Below are 26672 nucleotides of genomic sequence, written 5' to 3'. Positions count from 1 at the left end.
CACCGAAATCGAACGCTGGCGACGCGAATACAACGAGGACCGACCCAAGAAGGCGATCGGCGGCATGACCCCGGCTGCTTATGCCCAACATCTGGCAAACACCGATATCATTACCCCCGGACTCTAAACCAAACCACTACTCAGGGTGGGGGGACGTCGCTACAGTACATCCAGCCGGGAAAGCCAAATCAGAATGCCTTCATTGAGCGCTTCAATCGTACGTTCCGCGAGGAAGTGCTCGACCTGAATCTCTTCGCCTGCCTCGACGAGGTGCGCGAAGCCGCCCACTGGTGGATGATCGACTACAACCAAGCAAGATCCCATGATTCGCTCGGCGGAATGACCCCGGTCGAGTACCGCAACAAGCACACCGGAATCTCTACTTTTGAAGTGTTTGCTTGACGGGGGAGCTTACGCGGTGATCTATTACGGCTCGGAAATCGGCTTCATGCGTGGGCGTGCCGAACATGCCGGCAACCGCAATTACTTCGGCGTCGAGCGCATTCGTACCGCACCGCAGAGCCCGATCTTCGGCCCGCTGCAACGCATCGCCCAGGTGCGTCGCAACACCCCGGCATTGCAGCGTGGCGTGCAGGTCGATGTGCAATTGCACGGCGATCAAGCCGCGTTCCTGCGCGTCTATCAGCATGCCGGCACCACCCAGACCGCGTTGGTGCTGCTCAACAAGGCCGATACGGCCGCAAGCATCGAAGTGAAACGCTTCCTGCAGCCCGGCAGCTGGCGCGATGCGGTGAGTGGCGAGCAGCTGCAGGTGCAACGCAGGTTAGTGGCGCAGGTGCCGGCGCATGGCGTGCGCGTGTTGCTGTCGGATGCGCCGATCACCGACCCGGCCCTGCGCCAGCAGCTCGACCTGCAGATGGCCGAGCAGGCCGCGCGCGACGCGCGCAACAGGTAGGAGCGCACCTGGGCGCGATCAGGTATTACCGGTAACGCGTCGCGCCCGCGGGCGCTCCTACGACGCACCCAGCGGGTTGCGAGATCTCGCAACCCAACCGGAGCGCTGTCCCGGGTCCCGATCCCGAATCAACGCCTGACCGCCCCATCCGCCGCTCGACCCGTCATCGCATCGCCGGCCTCTGCGCTGGACGGCGCCCAACCCAGTGGCGGCTGCAGCCCGCTGCTGCGCGAGGAATCGCGTAGCGCCAGGCGCACCGGAATCGTGCGGCTCTGCGCCGCTTCGCCGCGAATCAAGGCAACCAGACTTTCCACCAGCAGTGTGCCGGCCTGCTTGGTGTCCTGCTGCACGGTCGACAACGCCGGCGCAACCGACGCCGCCAACGCAATATCGTCGAAGCCGCTGACCGCCACGTCCTGCGGCACCCGCAGGCCGCGCTCGCGCAGGGCGCGCATCGCACCGATCGCGATCAGATCGCTGGCTGCGCAGACCGCATCGAACGCATTGCCGCTGTCCAGCAGTGCCAGGCATGCGGTGTAGCCGGACAACTCGGTGGTGATCGCATCGAACTGCAGCGCCGGGTCGGCTATCAGGCCGTGCTGCGCCAGCGCCGTGGCATGGCCGCGGTAGCGTTCTTCGAATTCGGGGTAGTGGTTGGACGCGTGTCCGAGGAACGCGATGCGCCGGCAGCCCTGCGCCAGCAGATGGTCGGTAATGTCCAGCCCGCCCTGGTAATTGTCGCTGCCGATCGAAATGCCGGGCTGGCCGGGCAGGGCCGCGCCCCAGCGCACGAAGTGGGTGCCTTGCTCGACCAGCAGCTGCAGCCGCTGGCGCGATTGCTGATAGTCGCCATAGCCCAGCAGGATGATGCCGTCGGCCTTGTTGCTGTCTTCGTAATCGGCCTGCCAATCTTTGGACAACTGCTGGAACGACACCAGTAGGTCGTAGCCCTGCAGCGCGCAGGCACGGGTGATCGAGCCCAGCATCGAGTGGAAGAACGGGTTGATCAGCGAGTCGTCGGCAGTGGGGTCTTCGAAGAACAGCAGTGCCAGCGTGCCGGCATTGCGCAGCCGTAGCGAGGAGGCGTTCTTGTCGACCTTGTAGTTCAGCTCGCGGGCGATGCGCAGGATGCGCTTGCGGGTTTCCTCGTTGACCATCGGGCTGCCGCGCAGTGCGCGCGACACGGTCGGCTGCGACACGCCGGCCAGGTAGGCGATATCCAGCGAGGTGGCTTTACCCTTGATGGTCATGATTGGCAACGGCAGGACAGGTGGCCGGCATCATGCCATGCGCCTGCCAGCGCCGTGCCGCCGTACGCAGCGGGCGTCTGATTGGTTTACCATTCATGCCCAAGACCCCCTGCGAGAAGGTGGCCCGCGCCCCGCGCCGGCCCAGCGTGCGACATGAGCACTACCACCGCCCACCGCTGATCCCTGCCTGCGTCAGCGCGCAGAGCGCCTGCATGGCGCCGTTTTGCCCCGCCTCCTGCATTCCCCTCCGAGCCTGACCAGCGATGGCCAGATCTCCCATGGCAGCCGACCGCTGCAGCCAGACCAGACCTCATTCTTGCCCATGATCAATATCACGCTCCCCGACGGCAGCCGCCGCGAATTCGAATCCCCCGTCTCGGTGATGCAGGTCGCCCAGTCGATCGGCGCCGGCCTGGCCAAGGCCACCATCGCCGGCCAGGTCGACGGCCAGCTGGTCGATGCCAGCGACGTCATCGACCATGACGCCAGCCTGCGCATCATCACTGCCAAGGACGCCGAGGGCGTAGAGATCATCCGCCACTCCTGCGCCCACCTGGTCGGGCACGCGGTCAAGCAGCTGTATCCCGAGGTCAAGATGGTGATCGGCCCGGTCATCGCCGAAGGCTTCTACTACGACATCTACAGCGAGCGCCCGTTCACGCCCGAAGACATGGCCGCGATCGAGCAGCGCATGCAGGAACTGATCGCGCAGGATTACGACGTGATCAAGAAGGTCACTCCGCGCGCGGAAGTGATGGAGGTATTCGCCCAGCGCGGCGAGGAGTACAAGCTGCGCCTGATCGAGGACATGTCCGAGGACATCACCGCTATGGGCCTGTACTACCACCAGGAATACGTGGACATGTGCCGCGGCCCGCACGTGCCGAATACGCGTTTCCTCAAGGCGTTCAAGCTGACCCGCATCTCCGGCGCCTACTGGCGCGGCGACGCCAAGAACGAGCAGCTGCAGCGCATCTACGGCACCGCCTGGGCCGACAAGAAACAGCTTGACGCCTACATCCTGCGCATGGAAGAAGCCGACAAGCGCGACCATCGACGCATCGGCAAGGCGCAGGACCTGTTCCACCTGCAGGAAGAAGCGCCCGGCCTGGTGTTCTGGCACCCCAAGGGCTGGTCGCTGTGGCAGGTGGTCGAGCAGTACATGCGCAAGGTCTACCGCGACAGCGGCTACGGTGAAGTGCGCTGCCCGCAGATCCTGGACGTGTCGCTGTGGCAGAAATCCGGCCACTGGGACAACTACCAGGACGCGATGTTCTTCACCGAATCGGAGAAGCGCACCTACGCAGTCAAGCCGATGAACTGCCCCGGCCACGTGCAGGTGTTCAACCAGGGCCTGCATAGCTACCGCGACCTGCCGATCCGCTACGGCGAGTTCGGCGCCTGCCACCGCAACGAGCCCTCCGGCGCGCTGCATGGCATCCTGCGCGTGCGCGGCTTCACCCAGGACGACGGGCACGTGTTCTGCCTGGAATCGCAGATCGAATCCGAAGTCACCGCTTTTCACCAGCAGGCGCTGGCGGTCTACACCGCGTTCGGCTTCGACGACATCCAGATCAAGATTGCGCTGCGTCCGGAAAAGCGCCTGGGCGACGATGCCACCTGGGACAAGGCCGAGGCCGCGCTACGCAGCGCGCTGGGCGTGTGCGGGGTGGAATGGCAGGAACTGCCGGGCGAGGGCGCCTTCTACGGCCCCAAGATCGAGTACCACCTCAAGGACGCCATCGGTCGCACCTGGCAGCTGGGCACCATGCAGGTCGATTTCATGATGCCGGGCCGTCTCGGCGCCGAGTACGTGGACGAGAACAGCCAGAAGAAGCATCCGGTCATGCTGCACCGGGCCATTGTCGGCTCGATGGAGCGTTTCATCGGCATTTTGATCGAACACCACGCCGGTGCCTTCCCGTCCTGGCTGGCCCCGGTGCAGGTCGTTGTCGCCAACATCACCGATGCTCAGGCTGAATATGTCGACTCTGTGCGGAAAACCCTTGCAAATCAAGGCTTCCGTGTCAGCGCCGATTTGCGTAACGAGAAGATCGGTTATAAGATTCGCGAGCATACGCTGCAACGCGTGCCATATCTGCTCGTGGTCGGCGACCGCGAGAAGGAAAATGGCGCTGTCGCCGTGCGGACCCGTTCAGGCGAGGACCTTGGGACCATGACGGTCTCGGCCTTCATCGAACGTCTGCAGGCAGAGCAGGCAGCGTGAGCCAACCCCGGCCGGTCTGGATGATCCGGATGCGCCGGTTCGATTCCTCTGGGAGATTGCAATATCAGTACCCCTGACAACAAACAGAACCGCAAGAACCAAGAAATCCGTGTGCCGCGCGTTCGCGTGATCGGCAGCGACGGTGAGATGGTCGGCGTGTTGTCGCGCGACGAAGCGCTCGCCAAGGCCGAAGAAGAAGGCCTGGATCTGGTCGAAATCCAGCCGCAGGCCGATCCGCCGGTCTGCAAGATCATGGATTTCGGCAAGTTCAAGTTCGAGCAGCAGAAAAAGGCCAACGAGGCCAAGAAAAAGACCAAGCAGGTCGAGATCAAGGAACTCAAGTTCCGCCCGGTCACCGACGAGGGCGACTACCAGATCAAGCTGCGCAACATGCGCCGCTTCCTGGAAGAGGGCGACAAGGTCAAGGTCAACATCCGCTTCCGTGGCCGTGAAATGAGCCACCAGGAGCTTGGTCGCGAAATGGCGGCGCGGATCGAGGCCGATCTGGGCGACGACATCGTCATCGAGTCGCGTCCTCGCCTGGAAGGGCGCCAGATGGTCATGATGATCGCGCCCAAGAAGAAGGTCTGAGGATCCGATTCAGCGCTGCAACGGGCCCGGCCGGTCCGTTGCGTCGCAAGCTCAACGATTTGCAACAATTCCCGTTAACGGGTAGACTGCGCGGCCCGGTTTTACCGGGGCGCCGTGCGAGCGGCGCCAGGACCTGTCCGGATCGTGTTCGATCAAGGACTTACAAGCAGGCAAGGGCAAGGATGGAAAGCGTGGTCGCAAGACTGCCGCCCGTGTCAGTGACAAAACACCATCAAGGACATTGCAATGCCCAAGATCAAGACCAACCGGGCGGCGGCCAAGCGTTTCCGCAAGACCGCCTCCGGCAAGTACAAGTGCGGCCACGCAAACCGTAGCCACATCCTCACGAAGAAAGCGACCAAGCGGAAGCGCAACCTGCGGCAGACGAATCACGTCCGTGCCGAGGACGCAGGCCGTCTCGATCGTATGCTTCCCTATCTCTGAGGACTGAACCATGGCACGAGTAAAGCGTGGTGTGCAGGCGCGCCGCCGCCACAAGAAAATTCTGACCCTGGCGAAGGGCTACTACAACGCTCGCCGCAAGGTCTTCCGCGTTGCCAAGCAGGCGGTCATCAAGGCACAGCAGTACGCATACATTGGCCGTAAGCAGAAGAAGCGTAATTTCCGTTCGCTGTGGATCACCCGCATCAATGCGGCTGCCCGCATCAACGGCTTGAGCTACAGCCGTTTCATGAATGGCCTGCTCAAGGCTGGCATCACCCTGGACCGTAAGGTGCTGGCCGATATCGCCGTGCACGACGCCGCCGGTTTTGCCGCGCTGGCCGAGAAGGCAAAGGGCGCGCTGGCGGCATAGTGCGAGTCCCTCGCAAGAGCCCGCACATCCATGTGCGGACTTTTGACAGGGTAGTTTCTCGTAGGGGCTTGCACATTCTTGTGCCGGCTTCTGATGAGGACAAAGCAGATATGCAGGGGGAAGGGCGCGAGTCCTTCCCCTTTTGCGTTTTAGCGAAGTCGCCAAGCGGGCGATGACAGAGCGATGCAGTGACAATGCGTTCCGGTGTATCCGGAAACACCGTTCGGCTAGCAGTTGAGGCGCAAGTGCAATGAGTGAGATTCAATCCCTGACCGAACGCGCGCTGGCCGATGTTGCCGCGGCGCAGACGCCGGACCAACTGGAAGCCTTGCGTGTCGCATTGCTGGGCAAGAGCGGCAGCATTACCGCCCAGCTCAAGCAGCTCGGGACGTTGCCGGCAGAGCAGCGCAAGGCGGCTGGCGAGGCGATCAACCTATCGCGCGATGCGCTGACCGCGGCGTTGTCAGAACGCAAACACACCCTGGAAACCGCCGCGCTGGATGCCCGTCTTGCCGGCGAGCGCATCGATGTCACCTTGCCGGGCCGCCGCAGCGAACGCGGCGGTCTGCACCCGGTGACGCGCACGCTGGAGCGCATCGTCGAAATCTTCGCCCGGCTCGGTTACGAGCTGTCGGACGGCCCGGAAATCGAGGACGACTGGCACAACTTCGAAGCGCTGAATTTCCCGCCGCACCATCCTGCGCGCGCGATGCACGACACGTTCTATTTCGGCGACGGACGCCTGCTGCGCACCCATACCTCCGGTGTGCAGGTGCGCTACATGGATGCGCACAAGCCGCCGCTGCGCATGATCGCGGCCGGCAAGGTGTATCGCTCCGATTCGGATCAGACCCACTCGCCGATGTTCCATCAGGTCGAAGGCCTGTTGGTGGACGAGCATTCCAACTTCGCCGACCTCAAGGGCACCTTGTCCGAGTTCGTGCGTGCGTTCTTTGAACGCGATTTCGAAATGCGTTTCCGCCCCAGCTATTTCCCGTTCGTGGAGCCGGGCGCGGAAGTGGATATCGCCTGGCAGCAGCCTGACGGCAGCACGCGCTGGCTGGAAGTGCTGGGCTGCGGCATGGTGCACCCCAACGTGCTGCGCAGCGTCGGTATCGACCCTGAGCGCTACACCGGCTTCGCCTTCGGCCTGGGCGTGGAGCGCTTCGCGATGCTGCGCTATGGCGTCAACGACCTGCGTGCGTTCTTCGAGAACGATGTGCGTTTCCTTAGGCAGTTCGCCTGATGGCGGGAATCAGGAGTTGGGAATCGGGAATCGTAAGAGCCATGTGCTCCATCGGTTCGCTCCCCAAGGCCTGACAACCCCGCTTTTGCGATTCCCCATTCCCTATTCCCGATTCTCGGCCTCTCATGAAATTCTCTGAAAATTGGCTGCGCAGCCACGTTCCGATCCGGGCCACGCGCGATGAACTTTCCGCGACGCTGACGGCGATCGGTCTGGAAGTCGAAGAGGTCACGCCGCTGGGCGAGTCGCTTGGTCAGGTGGTGGTGGCGCGTATCGTCGAGGCGGTGCGTCATCCCGAAGCAGATCGTCTGCAGGTCTGCAGCGTCGATGCCGGGCAGGGCGAGCTGCTGCAGATCGTGTGCGGCGCGCCGAATGCGCGTGCGGGTCTGGTGGCGCCGTTGGCGCTGGTCGGCGCGAAGCTCGGCGAGCTGACCATCACTGCGGCCAAGCTGCGTGGTGTGGCGTCCAACGGCATGTTGTGTTCGGCCAAGGAACTGGGTCTGGACAGCGATGCGTCGGGCCTGTTCGAGTTGCCGGACGATGCGCCGGTTGGGCAGGCGCTGGCCGAGTATCTGGGCCTGCCCGATGCCAGCATCGAGATCAAGCTCACCCCTAATCGCGCCGATTGTTTCAGCGTACGCGGCATCGCCTTCGACGTGGCCGCCGCGTGCGCCAGCGAAGTGGTGGCGTTCGACGCCGTTGCCGTGGCGCCGGTGTCCACGCGCTCGCTGGCAGTGGAACTGGACGCCGGTAAGGATGCGCCGCGCTATTGCGGTCGTGTGATCGAAGGGATCGACCCGGCCGCCAAGACGCCGGTGTGGCTGGCCGAGCGGCTGCGCCGCAGCGGCGTGCGTCCGGTGTCGTTGCTGGTGGACATCACCCAGTACGTAATGCTGGAGCTGGGCCAGCCGATGCACGCATTCGACCTGGAGACCTTGCACGGCCCGATCGGTGTGCGCCGTTCCCGCGCTGGCGAGCAGCTGGCGCTGCTGGACGGGCGCCAGGTCACGCTGGACGACAGTTTTCTGACCATTACCGATGCCGGGCGTGCGGTTGCTTTGGCCGGCTTGATGGGCGGGCTGGACACGCGCGTCACCGAAACCACGCGCAATGTGTTCCTGGAGTCGGCGTACTTCGACCCTGCGGCCATCATGGGGCGCGGCCGCAAACTCGGCCTGCATACCGATGCCGGGCATCGCTTCGAGCGTGGCGTGGATCCGGCATTGCCGCCGCAGGCAATTGAAGTGGCCACGCGCCTGGTGCTGGAACTGGCCGGTGGTACGCCTGGCCCGGTGGTGCATGCGCAGCTGCCGGAGCATCTGCCGCAGCCGGTCCGTATCCGCTTGCGCCGCGCGCGCATTGCACGCGTGCTCGGTATCCAGATCGACGATGCCGACGTCGTGCGCATGCTGCGTGCGCTCGGCATGCACGTCGAGGCGGTTGCCGAAGGCTGGGAAGTGATGGCGCCGAGCCGTCGCTTCGACATCGCCATCGAAGAAGATCTCATCGAAGAGCTGGCGCGTATCCACGGTTACGACCGGGTGCCGACCACGCTGCCTGGTGGCGCCAGTCGCATTGCGATGCCAAGCGAAACCCAGCTGGACGAGCTCAGCGTGCGGCGCCAACTGGTGGCGCGCGAGCTGCAGGAAACCATCAATTACGCCTTCGTCGATGCCGCCTTGCTGGAGCGTTGGCAGCTCACAGAAGGGCTGGTGCCGCTGGCAAATCCGCTCAGTGCGGAGTTGGCGATCATGCGTCCGCGCCTGTTGCCGGGACTGGTCGCCACCTTGGGCCGCAATGCTGCACGTCAGGCTGGGAGGGTGCGCTTGTTCGAATTGGGCAAGGTGTTCGCGGCTGCGGCCGATACCGGTGCAGTACCCGGGGAATCGCAGCACGTTGCCGCGGCGGTGTGCGGCGATGCGCTGGCGCTGCAGTGGGGCGAACCAGCGCGCAAGGTGGATTTCCACGATTTGAAGGGCGACCTGATGGCACTGGCTGCGGCCAGTGGCGCGCAGCTGGAGTTCCAGCCGTCGATGCAGCCATTCGGGCACCCGGGCCGGTCGGCCGATATCTATCGCGATGGCGTCTGTATCGGCTGGATCGGGCAGGTGCATCCGCGTCTGGCCAAGGCGCTGGACATCGACGTGGACGTGATCGCGTTCGAGTTGCAGCTAATACCCTTGGTCCAGCGGACCTTGCCGCTCGCTGGCGAGCTGTCGCGTTTCCCCTCGGTGCGCCGCGATCTGGCCTTCCTGGTGCCCGACGAGGTGAGCTGGGCGGCAGTGTCGGCCAGCGTACGCACCACGGTCGGGCCATTGTTGCGTGAGGTGCAATTGTTCGACCGCTATGTCGGGCAAGGGGTCGAGCCAGGTTTCAAGAGTCTTGCTATGGGCTTGATTTTGCAGGATAACTCGCGCACTCTCACCGACCGGGACATCGATGCGGTCGTCGCCGATGTGGTGGCCGTGATCGAGCGCGAGCATCGCGCCCGGATCCGGAGTTGAGGCGGTAACCAGGGGGTTGGCATGGCATTGACGAAAGCGGAGATGGCCGAACGTCTGTTCGACGAGGTCGGTCTGAACAAGCGTGAGGCAAAGGAATTCGTCGACGCGTTCTTCGATGTGCTGCGCGATGCGCTGGAGCAGGGCCGTCAGGTGAAGCTGTCGGGTTTCGGCAACTTCGATCTGCGGCGAAAGAACCAACGGCCCGGTCGCAATCCCAAGACCGGCGAAGAAATTCCGATCTCGGCACGGACGGTCGTGACGTTCCGCCCTGGCCAAAAACTCAAGGAACGGGTGGAGGCTTATGCTGGATCCGGGCAGTAATCGCGAGCTACCGCCGATCCCGGCCAAGCGCTATTTCACCATTGGTGAGGTGAGCGAGCTATGCGACGTCAAGCCGCATGTGCTGCGCTATTGGGAAACCGAGTTTCCCAGCCTGGAGCCGGTCAAGCGGCGCGGGAACCGACGCTACTACCAGCGCCACGACGTACTGATGGTGCGTCAGATCCGCGGGCTGCTGTACGAGCAGGGCTATACCATCGGTGGTGCGCGCTTGCGTCTGGAAGGCGAAGGCGCCAAGAGCGAGTCGGCGCTGAGCAATCAGATCATCAAGCAGGTGCGGATGGAGCTGGAAGAAGTCCTGCAACTGCTGCGCCGCTAGGAAAACGTTTCACAAAGCCGCTATAATCGCAGGCCGCCTCGCGGCGGAACGCGGCATCTTCGGGGTATAGCGCAGCCTGGTAGCGCACTAGTCTGGGGGACTAGTGGTCGTCGGTTCGAATCCGGCTACCCCGACCAAACATCAAGCCCATGACGTCCTGTCATGGGCTTTTTTGTTGCGCCGCAACATTGCGTTTTTGTGGCTGTGACCTCTTAGACGGATATGCATATCGGCATATCGCGATGCAGCATGAACGGCGCACTAGCGTCCACTTTCTGCAGTCCGGTTCGCTATGGACTTGGATCACGCAATGGTGCTAAGTGTCCGAAAACACTCTGAAACATTTTCTCCAGATTCAAACGTGGATCACGGTTCGTTAACGCGATATCGACGAACTTGAATCAATAGGCCAACGCTGTCAAAAAAATGGCGTGCGGTCTCTTGCGGTGCGATTTTTCTGTGCGATAGTGCAGTGCAACACGCGTTACCTGTCGTGATCCCGATGTCCTGGGATGAATCCTCTGTCGTACGTTCGTGCTGGCGCGTTTGGCCGGTTGAATGCTGCGCGAGCTCCTGTCCCACCCAACCGAGGCAGCCAGCCACACGCATGAAGAAACTGATCGGACGATTTTGCCAAGCGCTCAGCCTGGCGTTGATCTGCTCGATGACACTGGGCGCTTGCAGCACCGGTAAGGACATGGCGACCTCGTTGCCGCTGCCTGACCCGCTCGCAATGTCGGCAGTGCAGCCCGAGTATCGGCTTTCGCCAGGCGACCTGTTGCTGGTCAAGGTCTTCCAGATCGACGATCTGGAGCGGCAGGTCCGTATCGATCAGAACGGCCATATTTCGTTGCCGCTCATTGGCGATGTGAATGCGGCCGGCATGGGCGTCGGTGAGTTGGAAAAGATGGTGGCCGACCGGTATCGCAACGGTTATCTGCAAAATCCGCAGGTGTCGGTGTTCGTGCAGGAATCCAACGGCCGTCGCGTCACCGTGACCGGGGCGGTCGACGAGCCGGGCATTTATCCGGTGATCGGCGCCAATCTGACCTTGCAGCAAGCCATTGCGCAGGCCAAGGGTGTGAGTACGGTCGCCAGCCGCGGCAATGTCATCGTGTTTCGCATGGTCAACGGGCAAAAGATGCTCGCGCGGTTCGACCTGACCGAAATCGAGAAGGGCACCAATCCGGATCCTGAGATTTATGGCGGCGACATCGTCGTGGTGTACCGCTCGGATGCGCGCGTGTGGTTGCGCACCATGCTGGAACTGACTCCTCTTGTGATGGTGTGGCGCGCTTACCGATGAGCATGAATTCCGACAATCCTTCCTCTTCGTCGCAGCGTCATGGGCATCTCGAACTTGCCGATGTGGGGTTGCTCGATTACTGGCGCGCCCTGGTATCGCAGCGTTGGTTGATTATCGCGATCGCACTGACGGCGTTGCTGCTGGCGCTGGCCATCACGTTGCTCATGCCGGAGAAGTACCGCGCGACCAGCACGCTGCAGATCGAACGCGATTCGCTGAACGTGGTGAATGTCGACAACCTGATGCCGGTAGAGTCGCCCCAGGATCGCGACTTCTACCAGACCCAGTATCAGTTGCTGCAGAGCCGTTCGTTGGCACGTGCCGTGATCCGCGAAGCCAAGCTCGACAAGGAGCCGGCGTTCAAGGACCAGGTGGACGAGGCGCTGGAGAAGGCCGCGGCGAAGAATCCCGAAGCGGGAAAATCGGTCGATTCGCGTCAGGCGATCGTCGAGCGCAGCCTCACCGACACGTTGCTGGCCGGTCTGGTGGTCGAGCCTATCCTCAATTCGCGCCTGGTCTACGTCAATTACGATTCCCCGGCCCCGGTGCTGTCGGCCAAGATCGCCAACACGTACTCAAAGATGTTCATCATCAGTACGCAGGAACGCCGCATGAAGGCGTCCTCGTTCGCGACCAAGTTCCTTGCCGAGCGACTGGAGCAGTTGCGCAGCAAGGTCGAAGACTCGGAAAAGTCGCTGGTTGCATACTCGACCGACGAGCAGATTGTGTCGGTGGGCGACGACAAACCTTCGTTGCCGGCGCAGAACCTGACCGATCTCAACGCCTTGCTCGCTTCTGCGCAGGATGCCCGCATCAAGGCCGAGGCCGCCTGGCGCCAGGCAGCCAGTGGCGATGGCATGTCGTTGCCGCAGGTGCTCAGCAGTCCGTTGATCCAGAGCCTGCGTAGCGAGCAGGTGCGTCTCACCGCCGAATACCAACAGAAGCTATCGACCTTCAAGCCGGACTACCCGGAAATGCAGCGTCTGAAGGCGCAAATCGAAGAGTCGCGTCGGCAGATCAACGCCGAGGTCGTCAATGTGCGCCAGTCGCTGAAGGCGACCTACGATGCGTCGGTGCATCAAGAGCAGTTGCTCAACGAGCGCATCGCCGGTTTGCGGAACAACGAGCTGGATCTGCAGAGCCGCAGCATTCGTTACAACATGCTCAAGCGCGACGTCGACACCAACCGCCAGCTCTACGATGCGCTTCTTCAGCGCTACAAGGAAATCGGCGTGGCAGGCAATGTCGGCGCCAACAATGTGACCATCGTCGATACCGCAGATGTGCCTACGTCGAAGACTTCGCCGAAACTGAAATTGAACCTCGCCTTGGGCCTGATCTTTGGCGTATTCCTAGGTTTGGCTGTGGCGCTCGTGCGGTACTTCTTGCGCGTCAATGGCCAGGAAACGCGGCTGAACTGACATCGTGATGTTGCAAAACGTTGGTTAATTAAAGTGACAACTGATTCAGCGTGGAAAAGGTGGGATCCCGTATGTTTCGGGCTCCTTCGTTTGAAAGTTTGTCTCTGTTGAAACAAAGGGCTGTCGAGTGATCTGGGGTCGGTAGGTTTACCGCGGTGATCGCTTGGCGGAGATGATTGAAAGCTCGCGTGCGATTCGTATGTTCCCCCGCATGCGTCGTATCGAGTTTGGAGGACATCCCCATGCTTTTGGCAGACTTGAGTAGCGCGACCTACACAACTTCCTCGCCGCGATTGTTGTCCAAATATTCGGCTGCGGCCGATCTGGTTCTGCGCGTGTTCGACCTGACCATGGTGGTGGTGTCCGGTCTGGTCGCTTACCGCATCGTGTTTGGTTCCTGGGTGCCGGCGGCGCCGTATCGGCTGGCGATCGCCACCACGCTGCTGTATTCGGTGATCTGCTTTGCGCTGTTCCCGCTGTACCGCAGCTGGCGCGGCCGTGGCTTGTTGAGCGAACTGATGGTGCTGGGCGGTGCGTTCGGCGGCGTGTTCGCGCTGTTTGCCGTGCATGCGCTGATCGTGCAGGTGGGCGAGCAGGTGTCGCGCGGTTGGATCGGCCTGTGGTTCGTCGGTGGCCTGGCCTCGCTGGTGGCGGCACGCACGGTGCTGCGTGGCTTTCTGAACCATCTGCGTACCCAAGGCGTGGACGTGCAACGTGTGGTGGTGGTGGGGCTGCGCCACCCGGTGATGAAAATCAACCACTACCTGAGCCGTAACTCGTGGGTCGGCATGAACCTGGTCGGTTATTTCCGTACCCCATACGACATTGCCGTGACCGAACAGCGTCAGTCGCTGCCGTGCCTGGGCGAGCCGGACGCGCTGATCGACTATCTGAAGGAAAACCAGGTCGAACAGGTCTGGATCTCGCTGCCGCTGGGCGAACGCGACCACATCAAGCAGCTGTTGCAGCGCCTGGACCGTTACCCGATCAACGTCAAGCTGGTACCTGACCTGTTCGATTTCGGTCTGCTGAATCAGTCTGGCGAACAGATCGGCAATGTGCCGGTGATCAATCTGCGTCAGGGTGGTGTGGACCGCGACAATTACTTCGTGGTGGCCAAGGCGCTGCAGGATAAGATCCTGGCCGTCATCGCGCTGCTTGGCCTGTGGCCGCTGATGGCCGCCATTGCAGTGGGCGTCAAGTTGAGCTCGCCGGGTCCGGTGTTCTTCCGCCAGCGCCGTCATGGGCTGGGTGGCCGTGAGTTCTACATGTTCAAGTTCCGCTCGATGCGTGTGCACGACGACCATGGCACGACGATTCAGCAGGCGACCAAGAACGACGCACGTATCACGCGTTTCGGTGCGTTCTTGCGCCGCAGCAGCCTGGACGAATTGCCGCAGATCTTCAACGTGCTGGGCGGCAGCATGTCGATCGTCGGGCCGCGTCCGCATGCTGCTCAGCACAACACGCACTACGAAAAGCTGATCAACCATTACATGCAGCGTCACTACGTTAAGCCGGGTATCACCGGTTGGGCGCAGGTGAATGGTTTCCGTGGCGAGACCCCGGAACTGCGGACGATGAAGAAGCGTATCCAGTACGACCTCGATTACATCCGCCGTTGGTCGTTGTGGCTGGATATCCGCATCATCGTGCTGACCGCTGTACGCGTGCTCGGACAGAAGACCGCGTACTGATGATGGTGGGGAGCGTGCGAGCTGGCGCGTCCGGCGCCGCGGGCGGCTGCATTGCAGCCGCTCCTTTCAAGCGGGCATCTGCATGCTGATTCGAATGAGCGAGGAAACTCGCGTGCGCTGGCATAACCTGCTGATCGAGCTGACGTTGCTGGTCGGCGTGGGTTACAACTTGGTGCTGGCGTTCATCAACGCGAACGTGTTCACCGTGCGGCCGGTGATCACCTACGCGGTCGAGTTCATGGTCTACGCGGCGTGCTTCCTGCTTGGCATGGGTTCGTTGAGCCGCAAGCGCATTGCCCTGATCGTCAGTGGACTCGGGTTAATCGTCACGCTGATGTTCGTGCGGTTTTTGGTGAACTGGCAGATCGACCCCAAGTTCTTCCGCGACGCCCTGGTGGTGTTCGCCTTCGTCGTGCTTGGCTCTGCCTACACCGGCTCGGTGCCCAAGTTGTTCATCCGCATGACCATCATCGTCTCATTGGTTGCCGCGTTCGAGCTGGCGATGCCAGTCAAATACGGCGATCTGATCAATCCAAAGAGCTTCTTTGTCAACGCGCGCGGCATGAGCGCCGAAGGCTTTTGGAACGAAGACAGTAATCTGTTCGTCAGCGCCACCCGACCGGGCGAGCGTAACTTCCTGCCGGGCTCCAATCTGCCGCGTGCCTCCTCGATGTTCATCGAGCCGGTGACGATGGGCAATTACATCTGCTTTTTCACCGCGATCGTGCTGGTGTTCTGGCGTTGGATGCGACCGGCGGCGCTGATCCTGTCGGTGGGGTTGATCGGCTTCATGATCGTCGCCTCAGACGGGCGATTGGCGGCGGGCACCTGTGTCTTGATGGTGCTGCTGACGCCGCTATTGAAACGGCTGGACCAGCGGCTGGCCTTCCTGGTGTTTCTGCTGGTGATCATGAGCGCATGGCTGCTTGTCTGGGTCACGGGCATCACCGCGTACCAGGACACCACGATGGGGCGCGTGTTCTTCACCGTTTATTCGATGAATAACCTGTCGTTCGAATCGTGGATGGGGCTGGATTTTGCACAGGCGTATCGTTACTTCGACAGCGGCATTTCGTACTTCATCGCATCGCAATCGATCGTGGGCGTGCTGGCCTTCCTGCTGGCCTATTCGTTCCTGCTGCTGATGCCGAGCAAGGAAGGGCAGCTGTTCAAGAACCTGGCGATCTTTGCGTTCGCATTGAGCCTGCTTGTCTCCAACGGCTACTTTTCGATCAAGACCTCGGCGTTGTGGTGGTTCGTCTGTGGTTGCATGTGGCACATGCTGCCGACCTGGTCTGCGTCCGGCACGCAGGCTGTCTTGATCAAGGACGATCCAACGGCAGATGGCGCGCAGTTGCCATTGCCTGCGGGAGCGGCACGATGAGCGTGTCGGCAATGCCGGCATCGCCGTCGGCTTTGCCGGCCGCCAACGCATGGGTTGCAACCAGCGGTCGCGTCCGCGACCCGCGCATCGATGCCACCAAGGCCATTGCGATCTTGCTGGTGGTGTTCTGTCATGCAAAGGGCGTCCCACATGGCATGACCTTGTTCGCCTACAGTTTCCACGTGCCGCTGTTTTTCTTGGTATCCGGTTGGCTGGCTGCCGGTTATGCGTCGCGCAATACCGGCTTGACGCAGACGATCAGCAAGCAGGCACGTAGCCTGCTGCTGCCCTACGTCACCTTTTATCTGTTGGGCTATGCCTACTGGTTGCTGACCCGCAATATCGGCGAAAAGGCTGCGCGCTGGGGAGGTCACCCGTGGTGGGAGCCCATCGTGGCGATGTTCACCGGTATCGGCCCGGACCTGTACGTGCAACCTCCGCTGTGGTTTCTGCCGGTCATGTTGGCGACTGTGGTGAGTTACATGGTCTTGCGCCGCCTGATGTCGCCGATCCTGATCGCAGGGCTGGCATTGATCGTGGCATGGTTCTGGATGAACTGGTTCCCGGCCCAGTACGTGCGGATTTTTTTCGGGTTGGACGTGCTACCGGTGTCGCTGTGCTTTTACGCATTGGGCGCCTTGCTGATCTACCTTTCGCCACGCCTGCCGACATCCTTGGCCGGCAGCGCCCTGGCGACGGTCGTGTTGGCATTGGCGGTGGCCTGGCTGGCCGTCGCCAATGGGCGAATCGACGTCAACATGCTCGAATTCGGACACGATCACGCGCTGTTCCTGGTTAGCGCGTTGCTTGGTTCGTTGATGGTGATCTGCGCGGCGCGGCTGGTACAGAGCTGGGCGTGGCTGCAGTGGATCGGCCGCAACACCTTGCTGATTCTCTGTACGCATATGTTGGTGTTCTTCGTGCTGTCCGGTGTTGCGGCCTTGGCTGGTGGATTCGGCGGCGCGCGTCCAGGGCTTGGTTGGGCGGTCTTCGTCACGCTGTTCGCATTGGCCGCCAGCGTGCCGCTGCGTTGGATCCTGATGCGCTTCGCCCCGTGGGCGCTGGGTGCGCGCCCGGTGGCGGCATGAGCGGCGTTTTGGCATGACAAGCGGATTCTCTTCACTACACGACATGAGTGCGCATCACCTCACGGACGCCAATACGGCGCCTGCGCTGACGCGCGATTGGCAGATCGACGCCGCCAAAGCGCTGGCCATCGCGCTGGTGGTGCTGGGCCATGCCAGCGGCATGCCGCCAGCGTACAAGATGTTCGCTTACAGCTTCCATGTGCCGCTGTTTTTCGTGTTGTCGGGCTGGGTTGGCGAGCGTTTTGGACATCGGGCATTGACGGCGGCATCCGTCGCAAAGCTGGCGCGCACGTTGCTGGTGCCGTATCTCGCTTTTTTCATGGTCGCCTATGCGCTGTGGCTGTTGACTGCTGCGATCGATGGGCATGCGGGGCATCCGCAGACGCGCCCGTGGTGGCACCCGCTCACGGGACTGCTGTGGGCCAATGGGTCACGCCTGTATGTGCTTCCCGCGCTGTGGTTTTTGCCCGCGCTATTTGTCACGACGCTGGCTTACATTGCGTTGCGTGCGCGATTGAGTGCGGCCGCGGTGGCGACGATCAGTCTGCCACTAGCGCTGGCATGGGCGGGGTGGTTTCCTTCGCTGCAGCAGCGTTTGCCGCTCGCGCTGGATGTGCTGCCGGTCGCGCTGTTCTTCATTGCCTTTGGCGGTTGGCTATCGCGGTTCGCCGATGCGTTACGATCGCTGCGCGCGCAGGTGTGGGCGCTTGCCTTGTTGCCGCTAGCCGCACTGTGGTGGTGGCTGGCCGGGTGGAACGGGCAGGTGGACGTGAACAACCTGCAGTTCGGGCAGTCGGCTGCCATCTTCCTGCTGGTCAGTCTGCTCGGAACGGCGATGACGTTTTGCGTCGCCTATTTCATTCGGCGTCTGCGCTGGGTGCAATGGATCGGTACCAACACCTTGCTGATTCTGTGCACGCATACCCTGGTTTTCTTGGTGACCACCAGCGTGGTGGCGCGTACGGGCCTGATCGCACGCAGCGCAATCGGCACACCTGCCTGGGCGTTGGGGCTGAGCGCGTTCGCGATTGCTGCAAGCGTGCCGATGCGCGCGGTGCTGGTGCCGATCGCGCCGTGGATGTTGGGGTTGAAACGCAAATGACGAGTTTTCAGAATCATCAGCCGTCGCAGCAACTGAGTGCGCGCCGCTGGCAAAGGAGAGTGGCGTAATGAAAGTGGTGCATGTCGTCCGCCAATTCCATCCTTCGATCGGGGGCATGGAAGAGGTCGTTCTCAATGTTGCCCGCCAACATCAAGCCACTAGTGCCGATACGATCGAGGTCGTGACGCTCGATCGTGTGTTCACCGACCCGGGTGCGCAACTTGCGGCGCAGGACACGCATCAAGGGCTGTCGATCCGGCGGATTGGCTATCGCGGCTCGTCGCGCTACCCGCTGGCGCCCTCGGTGCTTGGTGCGATTCGTTCGGCCGATGTCGTGCATCTGCATGGCATCGACTTTTTTTACGACTATCTGGCATTGACCAGGCCGCTGCACGGCAAGCCGATGGTGGTGTCCACGCACGGCGGGTTTTTCCATACCGCCTACGCATCGCGCATGAAGCAGCTGTGGTTCCAGACGCTCACGCGCACCTCGGCACTGGCCTATGCACGCGTGATCGCCACCAGCGAAAACGATGGCGATCTGTTCGCCAAGGTGGTGGCACCGGCGCGGCTGCGGGTGATCGAAAACGGTGTGGACGTAGAAAAATATGCAGGGCAGGGGGCGACCGCGCCCGGCCGGACCATGCTGTATTTCGGGCGCTGGTCGGTCAACAAGGGGCTGATCGAAACCCTGGAGTTGTTGCAGGCGGCGCTCAAGCGCGACCCGCAATGGCGGTTGATCATTGCCGGCCGCGAATACGATCTGAACGAAGCGGATCTGCGCAAAGCGATCGCCGAGCGCGGGCTGCAGGACAAGGTGCAGCTGAGCATGTCGCCCTCGCAGGAGCAGTTGCGCGCATTGATGCAGCAGGCGCAGTTCTTTGTGTGCCTGTCGCGGCATGAAGGCTTTGGTATCGCGGCGGTGGAGGCGATGAGCGCGGGCCTGATCCCGATCCTCAGCGATATTCCGCCATTCGTGCGGCTTGCCAGCGAATCGGGCCAGGGCGTGATCGTCAACCGCGACAGGATCGAATCGGCAGCAGATCAGGTGCAGGCGCTTGCCTTGCAGTCCGACAGCGATTTCGACACCCGTCGCTCGGCGTCCATGGCCTATGTGAGCCGCTATGACTGGAAGCACGTGGTCGGGCGCTACGTCGACGAATACCACGACGCGTTGGGCATTCCGCGCGTGCAGGAGGCTGTGCGATGAGCGCGCCAGCTTCTGCGTCAATGACGCATGCGGCAACACAGCCGCAGGTGACGGTGCTGTTTTCCACCGAAAAGCCCAATGCCAACACCAACCCGTACCTGACCCAGCTCTACGACGCGCTGCCTGCCCCAGTGCATCCGCGTTTCTTCTCGATGCGCGATGCATTGCTGTCGCGTTACGACGTGTTGCATCTGCATTGGCCCGAATACCTGCTACGCCATCCGAGCACTGCCGGCACCTTGGCCAAGCAGGTCTGCGCTGCGTTGTTGTTGCTCAAGCTGCAGCTGACCGGCACGCCGGTGGTGCGCACCCTGCACAATCTTGCGCCGCATGAGGACCGCGGCTGGCGCGAACGTAGCCTGCTGCGCTGGATCGACCGGCTGACGCGGCGCTGGATTCGCATCAATGCGACCACGCCGTCACGTCCGCCGTTCACCGATACGATTCTGCACGGCCATTATCGCGACTGGTTCGCGACCATGGAGCAGGGCAGCACGGTGCCTGGGCGGCTGCTGCACTTTGGCCTGATTCGCCCGTACAAAGGTGTCGAAACCTTGCTGGAGGTCATGCGCGGGGTGGACGATGCGCGTCTCAGCCTGCGTATCGTCGGCAACCCGGCCACGCCGCAGATGCGCACCTTGGTGGAGGACGCCTGCGCGCAGGATCCGCGGATCAGCGCTTTGCTGGCCTATGTGGATGAGCCGGTGCTGGCGCGCGAAGTCAGCGCGGCCGAACTGGTGGTGTTGCCGTATCGGCAGATGCATAACTCCGGCACGTTGCTGCTGGCGTTGTCGCTGGCGCGTCCGGTGCTGGCGCCGTGGAGCGAATCCAACGCGGCCATCGCCGAGGAAGTCGGCCCCGGTTGGGTGTTCCTGTATGAAGGCGAGTTCGATGCCGCGCTCCTGACGGGCATGCTGGACAAGGTGCGTGCTGCGCCACGCGGCCCGGCGCCGGATCTCTCGCAGCGCGACTGGCCGCGGATCGGGCAGTTGCATTACCGCACCTATCTGGAAGCGTTGGGCAAGGATGGAGATGCCGCGCTGTGACCGCAGAGACACCTACGATGACATCTTCCACACCGCCCCCACCGCCACAGCGCAGTCTGGGCTCGCGCGCTGCCGGCGGCGCAGCGGTGACCATGCTTGGCCAGTCGGCCAAGATGGTGGTGCAGTTCGGCGGCATCATTCTGTTGGCGCGCTTGTTGACGCCCTACGACTACGGTCTGATGGCAATGGTCACTGCCATCGTCGGCGCCGCCGAGATCCTGCGCGATTTCGGCCTGTCGGCCGCAGCGGTGCAAGCCAAGCAAGTGAGTCGCGAGCAGCGCGATAACTTGTTCTGGATCAATAGCGGCATTGGTCTGGCGCTGTCGCTGGCGGTGTTCGCCTCGGCGCATCTGATTGCGAACTTCTACAAAGAGCCGGCCCTGGTGACGATTTCCCAGGCGCTGGCGGTCACCTTCCTGATCAATGGCATGACCACGCAGTACCGCGCGCATCTGAGCCGCGGGCTGCGCTTCGGGCAGGTGGCGCTAAGCGATGTCGGCTCGCAGGTGCTCGGTCTTGGCGCAGCGGTTGCTGCTGCGCTGCTGGGCTGGGGCTACTGGGCGCTGGTGGTACAGCAGGTGGTGCAGGCCGGTGTCAATTTCATCATCGCCGCGAGTTGCGCGCGTTGGTTGCCGGGTGGCTACCAGCGTTCGGCGCCGATGCGCGATTTCATGAGTTTCGGCTGGAACCTGATGGCTGCGCAGTTGCTCGGATATGCCAGTCGCAACGTGGGCCAGGTGATCATCGGTTGGCGGACAGGACCGGATGCGCTGGGCTTGTACAACCGCGCATTCCAGTTGCTGATGATGCCGTTGAACCAGATCAATGCGCCTGCCACCAGCGTGGCGCTGCCGGTGTTGTCGCAGCTGCAGGACGACCGCGAGCGCTTCAGCGCGTTCCTGCTGCGCGGGCAGACCGTGATGGTGCACCTGATCTTCGCGCTGTTCGCGTTCGCCTGCGCACTGGCGATGCCGCTGATCGTGCTGGTACTGGGCGAGCAGTGGCGTGAGGCGGTGCCGCTGTTCCAGGTGCTGACACTGGGCGGTATCTTCCAGACGGCGGCCTATGCGACGTATTGGGTATTCCTTGCGCGGGGACTGATGCGCGCGCAGCTGGTGTATTCGCTGGTCAGCCGCGTGCTGCTGATTGCCTGCATTTTCGTCGGCTCGCGCTGGGGCGCGATGGGGGTGGCGATCGGCTATTCGTTCGGTCTATTGTTGACCTGGCCGCTGTCGCTGCTATGGATCGGCAAGATTTCAGACGCGCCGGTCGGAGCTCTCTTCACCAATGCGCTGCGCGCCATGGTCGCCTACGGGGTAGCGGGTGGCTGTGCGTACTATGCCTCCATCACGGTTGGCGGCCCGCTGTGGGAGCAACTGGCTGTCGGCGCTGTGACGATGCTTGCCGTTTGCCTGCTTGCCTTGGCGATCTGGCCTGCATTCCGCCGCGATGTGATTGCCATCGTCAACATTCGCAAGCTGCTGACGCAGGCCAAGGCACGTCGATGAGTCGACATCGTCTTCGCCTGCAGTCGGTCATGCTTTCTCTCACTCATTCATAGGACACGGCCCATGAGCGACACACCCGCCGCCGCTTCCGGCATCCGCCGGCCTTGCTACCTGGTCTTGTCCGCCCACGATTACCGCACGCCCCGGCGCGCTAATATCCACTTCATCACCGATCAACTGGCATTGCGCGGGACCACGCGGTTCTTCTCGCTGCGTTACAGCCGGTTGTCGCGCATCAAGGGGGATATGCGTCTGCCGCTCGACGAGACCGCAAACACGGTCGTCTCGCACAGGGGCGTCGACTGCTACCTGTGGCGCACGACCGTGCATCCGTTCAATACGCGCCGTCCGTGGCTGCGGTCGGTCGAGGATGCGATGTTCCGCTGGTATGCCGCGCATCCGCCGCGCCAGTTACTCGACTGGATGCGCGAGGCAGATGTGATCGTGTTCGAAAGCGGCATTGCGGTCGCTTTCATCGAACTGGCCAAGCGCGTCAATCCCGCAGCCAAGCTGGTGTACCGCGCGTCAGACGGACTGAGCACGATCAATGTTGCGTCGTATATCGAACGCGAGTTCGACCGCGTGGCACCCAAGCTCGATGTGATTGCACTGGTATCGCCGGCAATGGCAGAAGAAATCGCCAGCCGTGACAATGTCTATCACGTTGGCCATGGTGTAGATCACAACCTGGATCAACTCGGCGACCCGTCGCCGTACGGCGAGGGCATCCACGCAGTGGCCGTCGGTTCGATGCTGTTCGATCCGGAATTCTTCGTGGTTGCCAGCAAGGCTTTCCCGCAGGTGACGTTTCATGTGATCGGCTCGGGCATGGGGCGGCATCCGGGATACGGCGATAACGTGGTGGTCTACGGCGAGATGAAGCACGCCGAGACCATTGGCTACATCAAGCACGCGCGGTTCGGGATTGCGCCGTATGCGTCCGAGCAGGTGCCGGTCTACCTGGCGGACAGTTCGATGAAGTTGTTGCAATACGACTTTTTCGGCTTGCCTGCGGTGTGTCCGAATGCCGTGGTGGGGCCGTATCAGTCGCGTTTCGGCTACACTCCGGGGAACGCCGATTCTGTCGTTGGGGCAATCGGCCGCGCCCTGGAAGCGCCACGCGTGCGTTATCGCCAGTGCCTGAATTGGTCCGACACCACCGATCGCGTGCTGGATCCCAGTGCGTATCCGGAAACTCGGTTGTATCCACAGCAAAGCGCAGCGGTGCATACCTCGTCGGAGGCTGCGCTCTCGCACTGATGCGGCGCACATTTTTTCTTTAGGAGACTCATACGTTATGGCCAACGCCTTGCTGCAGAAATGGATAGAACATGCAGAACGTCGTGCGCTGTTCTGGTGGCAGCCCAAGAACGCTGGCGTGAATATGGGAGATCACCTGTCCAAGGTGATCGTCTCCTGCGTGCTGTCGTTGCAGGACAAAACGCTGATCGAGAAGCGGGATCTGAGCAAGAAGCTGATCGCGATCGGCTCGGTACTGCACTTCGCCAAAGACGGCGACACCGTCTGGGGTAGTGGTATCAACGGCAAGATTCCTGCCGAGCGCAACACCTTCAGTACGCTCGATGTCCGTGCGGTGCGTGGGCCGAAGACGCGCAAGTTTCTGCTCGATCGCGGCATCGCAGTGCCGGAAGTGTATGGCGATCCCGGGCTGCTGACGCCGATGTTCTTCCCGGCCGATGCGCTCGGCGCGATCAACAAGCGCCCGTTCGCCATCGTTCCGCACTTCAACGAGCCGGTCGAAAAGTACAGCGCGTACAAGGACCACCTGGTATTTCCCAGCGTCAAGCCCGCAACCTTCATGAGCGCGTTGCTTGGCGCTGAGTTGGTGATCAGTAGCTCGCTGCACGGCCTGATCCTTGCCGAAGCCTATGGAATCCCGGCGGTGTACCTGGACTGGGGCAACGGCGAAGATCGCTTCAAGTACGACGACTACTACAACGGCACCGGGCGTATGCAGTGGCATTCCGGCAACAGCGTGGAAGAGTGTCTGCAGCTGGGCGGCAACGGCGATTTCGATCTGGAAAGGCTGCAGGCTGGACTGTTGGCTGCCTTCCCCTACGACCTTTGGTGATTCGATGATGCAGGGCCAGCGCGTGGATGTGGAAACAACGGGGATTGCCAGCGGGGCCACGCCACCGGGTGTGGTGATTCCGTTGGGCGGCTTTCCGGTGTTGTCCACTACGCAGGAAGCCCTCGCGCTGGATCTATTTCATGCACTGGCCGCCCGCCAGCCGCGGCGGGTGTTCTTTGCCAATACCAATTTCATCGTGCAGTGCCAGGCGCTGCGGGTGCGCATGCGTGAGCCCAGCGTGCGTATCGTCAACGACGGGATCGGCCTGGATCTGGCTGCGCGGCTGATCCACGGCCGCCGCTTTGCCGGCAACCTCAATGGCACCGACCTGATTCCGTATCTGTGCAGCGAGAGTGCGCAACCGCTGAAGTTCTTTCTGCTGGGCGGCCGTCCGGGCGTGGGCAAGACCGCTGCGGCCACGCTGACCGGGACCTTGGGGCAGCAGGTGGTCGGCATGTGCGATGGTTATGGCGAATTTGCGGCGGCGGGCGAGGGCCTGGCCGAGCGCATCAATCGCTCCGGTGCCGATGTGCTGCTGGTGGCGTTCGGCAATCCGCTGCAGGAGCGCTGGATCCTGGACCACAGCCATGCGCTGAGCGTGCCGCTGGTGTTCGGGGTGGGCGCGTTGCTCGATTTCTTGTCCGGTACCGCCAAGCGTGCGCCCGAGTGGGTGCGACGCCTGCATATGGAATGGATGTATCGGCTGCTCAACGAGCCACGCCGTTTGCTCAAGCGCTATAGCTGGGATCTGCTGGTGTTCTTCCGCACCTGCCTGCGCGCAGGAAAGCAGCTGCCCTGATGCAGGGGGGATGCGTCTGGCCTAGCATGCACGCATGCATCCGACCGCCGCCGCCCTGATCCGCTCGCTGGACCTCGCCCCGCATCCGGAAGGCGGGCACTATCGCCGCGTCTACGCTTCTGCACGTCAGGTGACCGACAACGGCCATACCCGTCCGGCAATGACCGCCATCCGTTTCTTGCTGAGTGCAGGCGAATGCAGTGCATGGCACCGCGTGGATGCGGAAGAAACCTGGCATTGGCAGCTGGGCGATGCGTTGGAACTGCTGATCTATGACACCTGCACCGAGCAAGTGCAGCATGTGATCGTGGATGCCGCCGAACGCGGCGAGCCGATGCATGTGGTGCCGGCAGGCTGCTGGCAAGCGGCACGCTCGCTCGGCGATTTCACCCTGGTGGGCTGCACGGTATCGCCGGGATTTGTCTGGGAAGGATTTGCGCTGCTCGACAAGGCCTCGCCCTTGGCCGCACACCTGGCGACGCTGCTGCCACGCTAATCATCGACGGCGCTTGCGGTTCCGAACGCTTCCCTAACGCGGCTGCTGCCGGCTTGGCGTACTGTCCGCCTCAAACAGGGGGCGACACACCATGCAACGCAAGGTCGCAGGATGGGGAATGGGTCTGACGCTGGTGTCGCTGCTGGCGACCGCCAGTGAAGCCGCGCCGCCCAAGGTGGCGGCGCCGGCACCGGCACCGGCACCGGCAGTGGTGGATCTGGAGGCCATGGTCGTGCGCGGCGTGCAGCCCGGGCCCGGCTTGTGGAAGGTCAGCAAGGGCGATCATGTGTTGTGGATCCTGGGCACCCTGTCGCCATTGCCAAAGCGACTGCAGTGGCAGTCCACCGAAGTGGAGACCATCATCGGCCAGTCCCAGCAGGTGCTGGAAGCGCCAACCGTGCAGGTGGATGCGGACATGGGATTTTTCGGCAAGCTGACCTTGCTGCCGTCGGCCATGAAGGCGATGAAGAATGAAGACGGACGCGAGCTGCGCGACATCTTGCCGGCCGACCTGTATGCGCGCTGGAGCGTGTCCAAGGCGCGCTATCTCGGCAGCGACCGCGGCGTGGAGCGCAAGCGTCCGATGCTGGCCGCCGGCGAGTTGTATCAGGCGGCAATCAAGCGCTCCGGCCTGGCCCGTGCGCCGGTGGTTTGGCCCGTGGTGGAACGCGCGGCCAAGCGCGCGGGGATCAAGCCGACCCCGACCGCGCTGGACTACAAAATCAAGGATCCACGTCAGGCGCTCAAGGAATTCCGTGCGGGCGAAATGGGCGATACCGCGTGTTTCCGCAGCATTCTGGTCACGGTGGAACGCGACCTGCCGACGATGGTGGAGCGCGCCAATGCCTGGTCGGTGGGCGATATCGAGGCCTTGCGTCAGCTGCCACGCGAAGACCCACAGGCCGCCTGCATGGGCGCAATGGCCAGCTCTGGTGCCGCAAAAAAACGCGGCATCGGCGACCTGGAGCGGCGCATGCGCGAGCATTGGCTGGGCATCGCCACCGCCGCGTTGCAACGCAATCGCAGCACGTTCGCGGTGCTGCCGATCAGCCGGCTGACCGCGCCCGACGGCTATCTGGCACGCCTGCAGGCGTTGGGCTATGCCGTGGAAGCGCCTTGAGCCGATGCCGCCGCGTGCGCCTGGCGCGTCATGCTGCGCGCGAGCACCGGAGCTGGCATCGATCCAGTGGATGCGGCAGGCGGCTATTGCGCGGCGTGCGTCGCGGTGCTTGCGCTTAGATGTGTATCGGCATGCATGGCGGTGGGCCTGCCGATGCGGCCACGGTATGCTGCGCGCCTTCACGTTTTGAGAGCTGC

At 62.5% G+C, this 26672-nt stretch carries 24 protein-coding genes, 1 tRNA gene and 2 pseudogenes; 26 read left to right on the top strand and 1 reads right to left on the bottom strand.

The genetic code is table 11. The features are described from left to right. From F7R02_RS09455 to F7R02_RS09445, 3 genes and pseudogenes are all read left to right on the top strand, one after another. On the top strand, positions 1–127 hold a 127-nt coding region (locus F7R02_RS09455), incomplete at its 5' end, for an integrase core domain-containing protein (RefSeq protein ID WP_151210081.1). A 32-nt stretch (positions 128–159) separates the two neighbouring features. Beyond that, positions 160–402: pseudogene (locus tag F7R02_RS09450) on the top strand (integrase core domain-containing protein); the annotation flags it as partial. Between the two features lie 16 nt (positions 403–418). Further along, a pseudogene (locus F7R02_RS09445) lies at positions 419–916 on the top strand (alpha-amylase family glycosyl hydrolase); the annotation flags it as partial. A 128-nt stretch (positions 917–1044) separates the two neighbouring features. Here the strand turns inward: F7R02_RS09445 and F7R02_RS09440 are convergent. Then, positions 1045–2166 carry a LacI family DNA-binding transcriptional regulator gene (locus tag F7R02_RS09440; RefSeq protein ID WP_167521003.1) on the bottom strand — a complete coding sequence of 374 codons (1122 nt, stop codon included), beginning with the start codon at positions 2164–2166 and terminating at the stop codon, positions 1045–1047. Positions 2167–2488: 322 nt separating this feature from the next. Between F7R02_RS09440 and thrS the strand changes: the two genes are divergently transcribed. The 23 genes from thrS (at position 2489) to F7R02_RS09325 (ending at position 26475) form a co-directional block, all read left to right on the top strand. After that, entirely contained in the window at positions 2489–4393 is a 1905-nt protein-coding gene (thrS, locus tag F7R02_RS09435; RefSeq protein ID WP_078590641.1) for a threonine--tRNA ligase, read from the top strand. Between the two features lie 48 nt (positions 4394–4441). Further along, positions 4442–4984, top strand: coding sequence for a translation initiation factor IF-3 (gene infC, locus F7R02_RS09430; protein ID WP_077708941.1), 543 nt, complete (start codon positions 4442–4444; stop codon positions 4982–4984). A gap of 246 nt (positions 4985–5230) precedes the next feature. Next, the gene (rpmI, locus tag F7R02_RS09425) at positions 5231–5428 is read left to right on the top strand and encodes a 50S ribosomal protein L35 (RefSeq protein ID WP_002811096.1); all 198 of its coding nucleotides are present in this window, start codon (positions 5231–5233) and stop codon (positions 5426–5428) included. Between the two features lie 10 nt (positions 5429–5438). Next, entirely contained in the window at positions 5439–5798 is a 360-nt protein-coding gene (rplT, locus tag F7R02_RS09420; RefSeq protein ID WP_003484828.1) for a 50S ribosomal protein L20, read from the top strand. A 250-nt stretch (positions 5799–6048) separates the two neighbouring features. Beyond that, positions 6049–7044 carry a phenylalanine--tRNA ligase subunit alpha gene (gene pheS / locus F7R02_RS09415; RefSeq protein WP_005930228.1) on the top strand — a complete coding sequence of 332 codons (996 nt, stop codon included), beginning with the start codon at positions 6049–6051 and terminating at the stop codon, positions 7042–7044. Between the two features lie 125 nt (positions 7045–7169). Next, complete coding sequence (pheT, locus tag F7R02_RS09410) at positions 7170–9548, top strand: phenylalanine--tRNA ligase subunit beta (RefSeq protein ID WP_078590639.1); 2379 nt, start codon at positions 7170–7172, stop codon at positions 9546–9548. Positions 9549–9569: 21 nt separating this feature from the next. Further along, complete coding sequence (locus tag F7R02_RS09405) at positions 9570–9869, top strand: integration host factor subunit alpha (protein ID WP_002811076.1); 300 nt, start codon at positions 9570–9572, stop codon at positions 9867–9869. Continuing rightward, positions 9850–10206, top strand: coding sequence for a MerR family transcriptional regulator (locus tag F7R02_RS09400; RefSeq protein WP_005914014.1), 357 nt, complete (start codon positions 9850–9852; stop codon positions 10204–10206). The genes F7R02_RS09405 and F7R02_RS09400 overlap by 20 nt, the downstream gene beginning before the upstream one ends. A gap of 60 nt (positions 10207–10266) precedes the next feature. Further along, a tRNA-Pro gene (locus F7R02_RS09395) sits at positions 10267–10343 on the top strand. Positions 10344–10813: 470 nt separating this feature from the next. Continuing rightward, positions 10814–11512 (top strand): polysaccharide biosynthesis/export family protein, encoded by a 699-nt coding sequence (locus F7R02_RS09390; protein WP_003484841.1) that lies wholly within the window; start codon positions 10814–10816, stop codon positions 11510–11512. Next, the gene (locus tag F7R02_RS09385) at positions 11494–12933 is read left to right on the top strand and encodes a GumC family protein (protein WP_139371051.1); all 1440 of its coding nucleotides are present in this window, start codon (positions 11494–11496) and stop codon (positions 12931–12933) included. The genes F7R02_RS09390 and F7R02_RS09385 overlap by 19 nt, the downstream gene beginning before the upstream one ends. A 242-nt stretch (positions 12934–13175) precedes the next feature. Continuing rightward, the gene (locus F7R02_RS09380) at positions 13176–14630 is read left to right on the top strand and encodes an undecaprenyl-phosphate glucose phosphotransferase (protein WP_005920304.1); all 1455 of its coding nucleotides are present in this window, start codon (positions 13176–13178) and stop codon (positions 14628–14630) included. Positions 14631–14724: 94 nt separating this feature from the next. Next, positions 14725–16014 carry a hypothetical protein gene (locus tag F7R02_RS09375; protein WP_016848778.1) on the top strand — a complete coding sequence of 430 codons (1290 nt, stop codon included), beginning with the start codon at positions 14725–14727 and terminating at the stop codon, positions 16012–16014. Next, the gene (locus tag F7R02_RS09370; protein WP_078590637.1) at positions 16011–17102 is read left to right on the top strand and encodes an acyltransferase family protein; all 1092 of its coding nucleotides are present in this window, start codon (positions 16011–16013) and stop codon (positions 17100–17102) included. Before F7R02_RS09375 ends, F7R02_RS09370 begins: the two co-directional genes overlap by 4 nt. A gap of 43 nt (positions 17103–17145) precedes the next feature. After that, positions 17146–18204: an acyltransferase family protein gene (locus tag F7R02_RS09365; RefSeq protein ID WP_078590635.1), complete on the top strand. Its 1059-nt coding sequence runs from the start codon at positions 17146–17148 to the stop codon at positions 18202–18204. Positions 18205–18271: 67 nt separating this feature from the next. Continuing rightward, entirely contained in the window at positions 18272–19414 is a 1143-nt protein-coding gene (locus F7R02_RS09360; protein ID WP_033485259.1) for a glycosyltransferase family 4 protein, read from the top strand. Then, entirely contained in the window at positions 19411–20460 is a 1050-nt protein-coding gene (locus tag F7R02_RS09355; RefSeq protein WP_033485258.1) for a glycosyltransferase, read from the top strand. The genes F7R02_RS09360 and F7R02_RS09355 overlap by 4 nt, the downstream gene beginning before the upstream one ends. A 17-nt stretch (positions 20461–20477) precedes the next feature. Next, positions 20478–21968, top strand: a complete 1491-nt coding sequence (locus tag F7R02_RS09350) for a lipopolysaccharide biosynthesis protein (RefSeq protein ID WP_005930212.1) — start codon at positions 20478–20480, stop codon at positions 21966–21968. A gap of 63 nt (positions 21969–22031) precedes the next feature. Continuing rightward, on the top strand, positions 22032–23228 hold the full coding sequence (locus tag F7R02_RS09345) for a GumK N-terminal domain-containing glycosyltransferase (RefSeq protein WP_078590633.1): 1197 nt from the start codon (positions 22032–22034) through the stop codon (positions 23226–23228). A 37-nt stretch (positions 23229–23265) separates the two neighbouring features. After that, complete coding sequence (locus tag F7R02_RS09340) at positions 23266–24060, top strand: polysaccharide pyruvyl transferase family protein (protein WP_078590631.1); 795 nt, start codon at positions 23266–23268, stop codon at positions 24058–24060. A gap of 4 nt (positions 24061–24064) precedes the next feature. Next, complete coding sequence (locus tag F7R02_RS09335; protein ID WP_167521002.1) at positions 24065–24859, top strand: WecB/TagA/CpsF family glycosyltransferase; 795 nt, start codon at positions 24065–24067, stop codon at positions 24857–24859. A 34-nt stretch (positions 24860–24893) separates the two neighbouring features. Then, positions 24894–25355, top strand: a complete 462-nt coding sequence (locus F7R02_RS09330) for a cupin domain-containing protein (RefSeq protein WP_016848785.1) — start codon at positions 24894–24896, stop codon at positions 25353–25355. A gap of 91 nt (positions 25356–25446) precedes the next feature. Continuing rightward, the gene (locus F7R02_RS09325; RefSeq protein ID WP_078590629.1) at positions 25447–26475 is read left to right on the top strand and encodes a TraB/GumN family protein; all 1029 of its coding nucleotides are present in this window, start codon (positions 25447–25449) and stop codon (positions 26473–26475) included. The last annotated feature ends 197 nt before the right edge of the window (positions 26476–26672 follow it).

This window comes from Xanthomonas cissicola (assembly GCF_008801575.1).
GTDB lineage: Bacteria > Pseudomonadota > Gammaproteobacteria > Xanthomonadales > Xanthomonadaceae > Xanthomonas > Xanthomonas cissicola.
Note: the sequence above shows the minus strand (reverse complement) of the source record. Positions and strands in the feature narration are given on the sequence as shown.

Excerpts from the sequence above, each read along its gene's own strand:
- F7R02_RS09330 (WP_016848785.1), top strand. The coding sequence starts at position 24,894 with ATGCATCCGACCGCCGCCGCCCTGATCCGCTCGCTGGACCTCGCCCCG.
- pheT (WP_078590639.1), top strand. The coding sequence starts at position 7,170 with ATGAAATTCTCTGAAAATTGGCTGCGCAGCCACGTTCCGATCCGGGCC.
- F7R02_RS09340 (WP_078590631.1), top strand. The coding sequence starts at position 23,266 with ATGGCCAACGCCTTGCTGCAGAAATGGATAGAACATGCAGAACGTCGT.
- F7R02_RS09345 (WP_078590633.1), top strand. The coding sequence starts at position 22,032 with ATGAGCGACACACCCGCCGCCGCTTCCGGCATCCGCCGGCCTTGCTAC.
- F7R02_RS09325 (WP_078590629.1), top strand. The coding sequence starts at position 25,447 with ATGCAACGCAAGGTCGCAGGATGGGGAATGGGTCTGACGCTGGTGTCG.
- F7R02_RS09370 (WP_078590637.1), top strand. The coding sequence starts at position 16,011 with ATGAGCGTGTCGGCAATGCCGGCATCGCCGTCGGCTTTGCCGGCCGCC.
- rpmI (WP_002811096.1), top strand. The coding sequence starts at position 5,231 with ATGCCCAAGATCAAGACCAACCGGGCGGCGGCCAAGCGTTTCCGCAAG.
- thrS (WP_078590641.1), top strand. The coding sequence starts at position 2,489 with ATGATCAATATCACGCTCCCCGACGGCAGCCGCCGCGAATTCGAATCC.
- F7R02_RS09375 (WP_016848778.1), top strand. The coding sequence starts at position 14,725 with ATGAGCGAGGAAACTCGCGTGCGCTGGCATAACCTGCTGATCGAGCTG.
- F7R02_RS09390 (WP_003484841.1), top strand. The coding sequence starts at position 10,814 with ATGAAGAAACTGATCGGACGATTTTGCCAAGCGCTCAGCCTGGCGTTG.
- F7R02_RS09440 (WP_167521003.1), bottom strand. The coding sequence starts at position 2,166 with ATGACCATCAAGGGTAAAGCCACCTCGCTGGATATCGCCTACCTGGCC.
- F7R02_RS09405 (WP_002811076.1), top strand. The coding sequence starts at position 9,570 with ATGGCATTGACGAAAGCGGAGATGGCCGAACGTCTGTTCGACGAGGTC.
- F7R02_RS09365 (WP_078590635.1), top strand. The coding sequence starts at position 17,146 with ATGAGTGCGCATCACCTCACGGACGCCAATACGGCGCCTGCGCTGACG.
- F7R02_RS09355 (WP_033485258.1), top strand. The coding sequence starts at position 19,411 with ATGAGCGCGCCAGCTTCTGCGTCAATGACGCATGCGGCAACACAGCCG.
- F7R02_RS09380 (WP_005920304.1), top strand. The coding sequence starts at position 13,176 with ATGCTTTTGGCAGACTTGAGTAGCGCGACCTACACAACTTCCTCGCCG.
- pheS (WP_005930228.1), top strand. The coding sequence starts at position 6,049 with ATGAGTGAGATTCAATCCCTGACCGAACGCGCGCTGGCCGATGTTGCC.
- F7R02_RS09335 (WP_167521002.1), top strand. The coding sequence starts at position 24,065 with ATGATGCAGGGCCAGCGCGTGGATGTGGAAACAACGGGGATTGCCAGC.
- F7R02_RS09350 (WP_005930212.1), top strand. The coding sequence starts at position 20,478 with ATGACATCTTCCACACCGCCCCCACCGCCACAGCGCAGTCTGGGCTCG.
- F7R02_RS09400 (WP_005914014.1), top strand. The coding sequence starts at position 9,850 with ATGCTGGATCCGGGCAGTAATCGCGAGCTACCGCCGATCCCGGCCAAG.
- F7R02_RS09360 (WP_033485259.1), top strand. The coding sequence starts at position 18,272 with ATGAAAGTGGTGCATGTCGTCCGCCAATTCCATCCTTCGATCGGGGGC.
- rplT (WP_003484828.1), top strand. The coding sequence starts at position 5,439 with ATGGCACGAGTAAAGCGTGGTGTGCAGGCGCGCCGCCGCCACAAGAAA.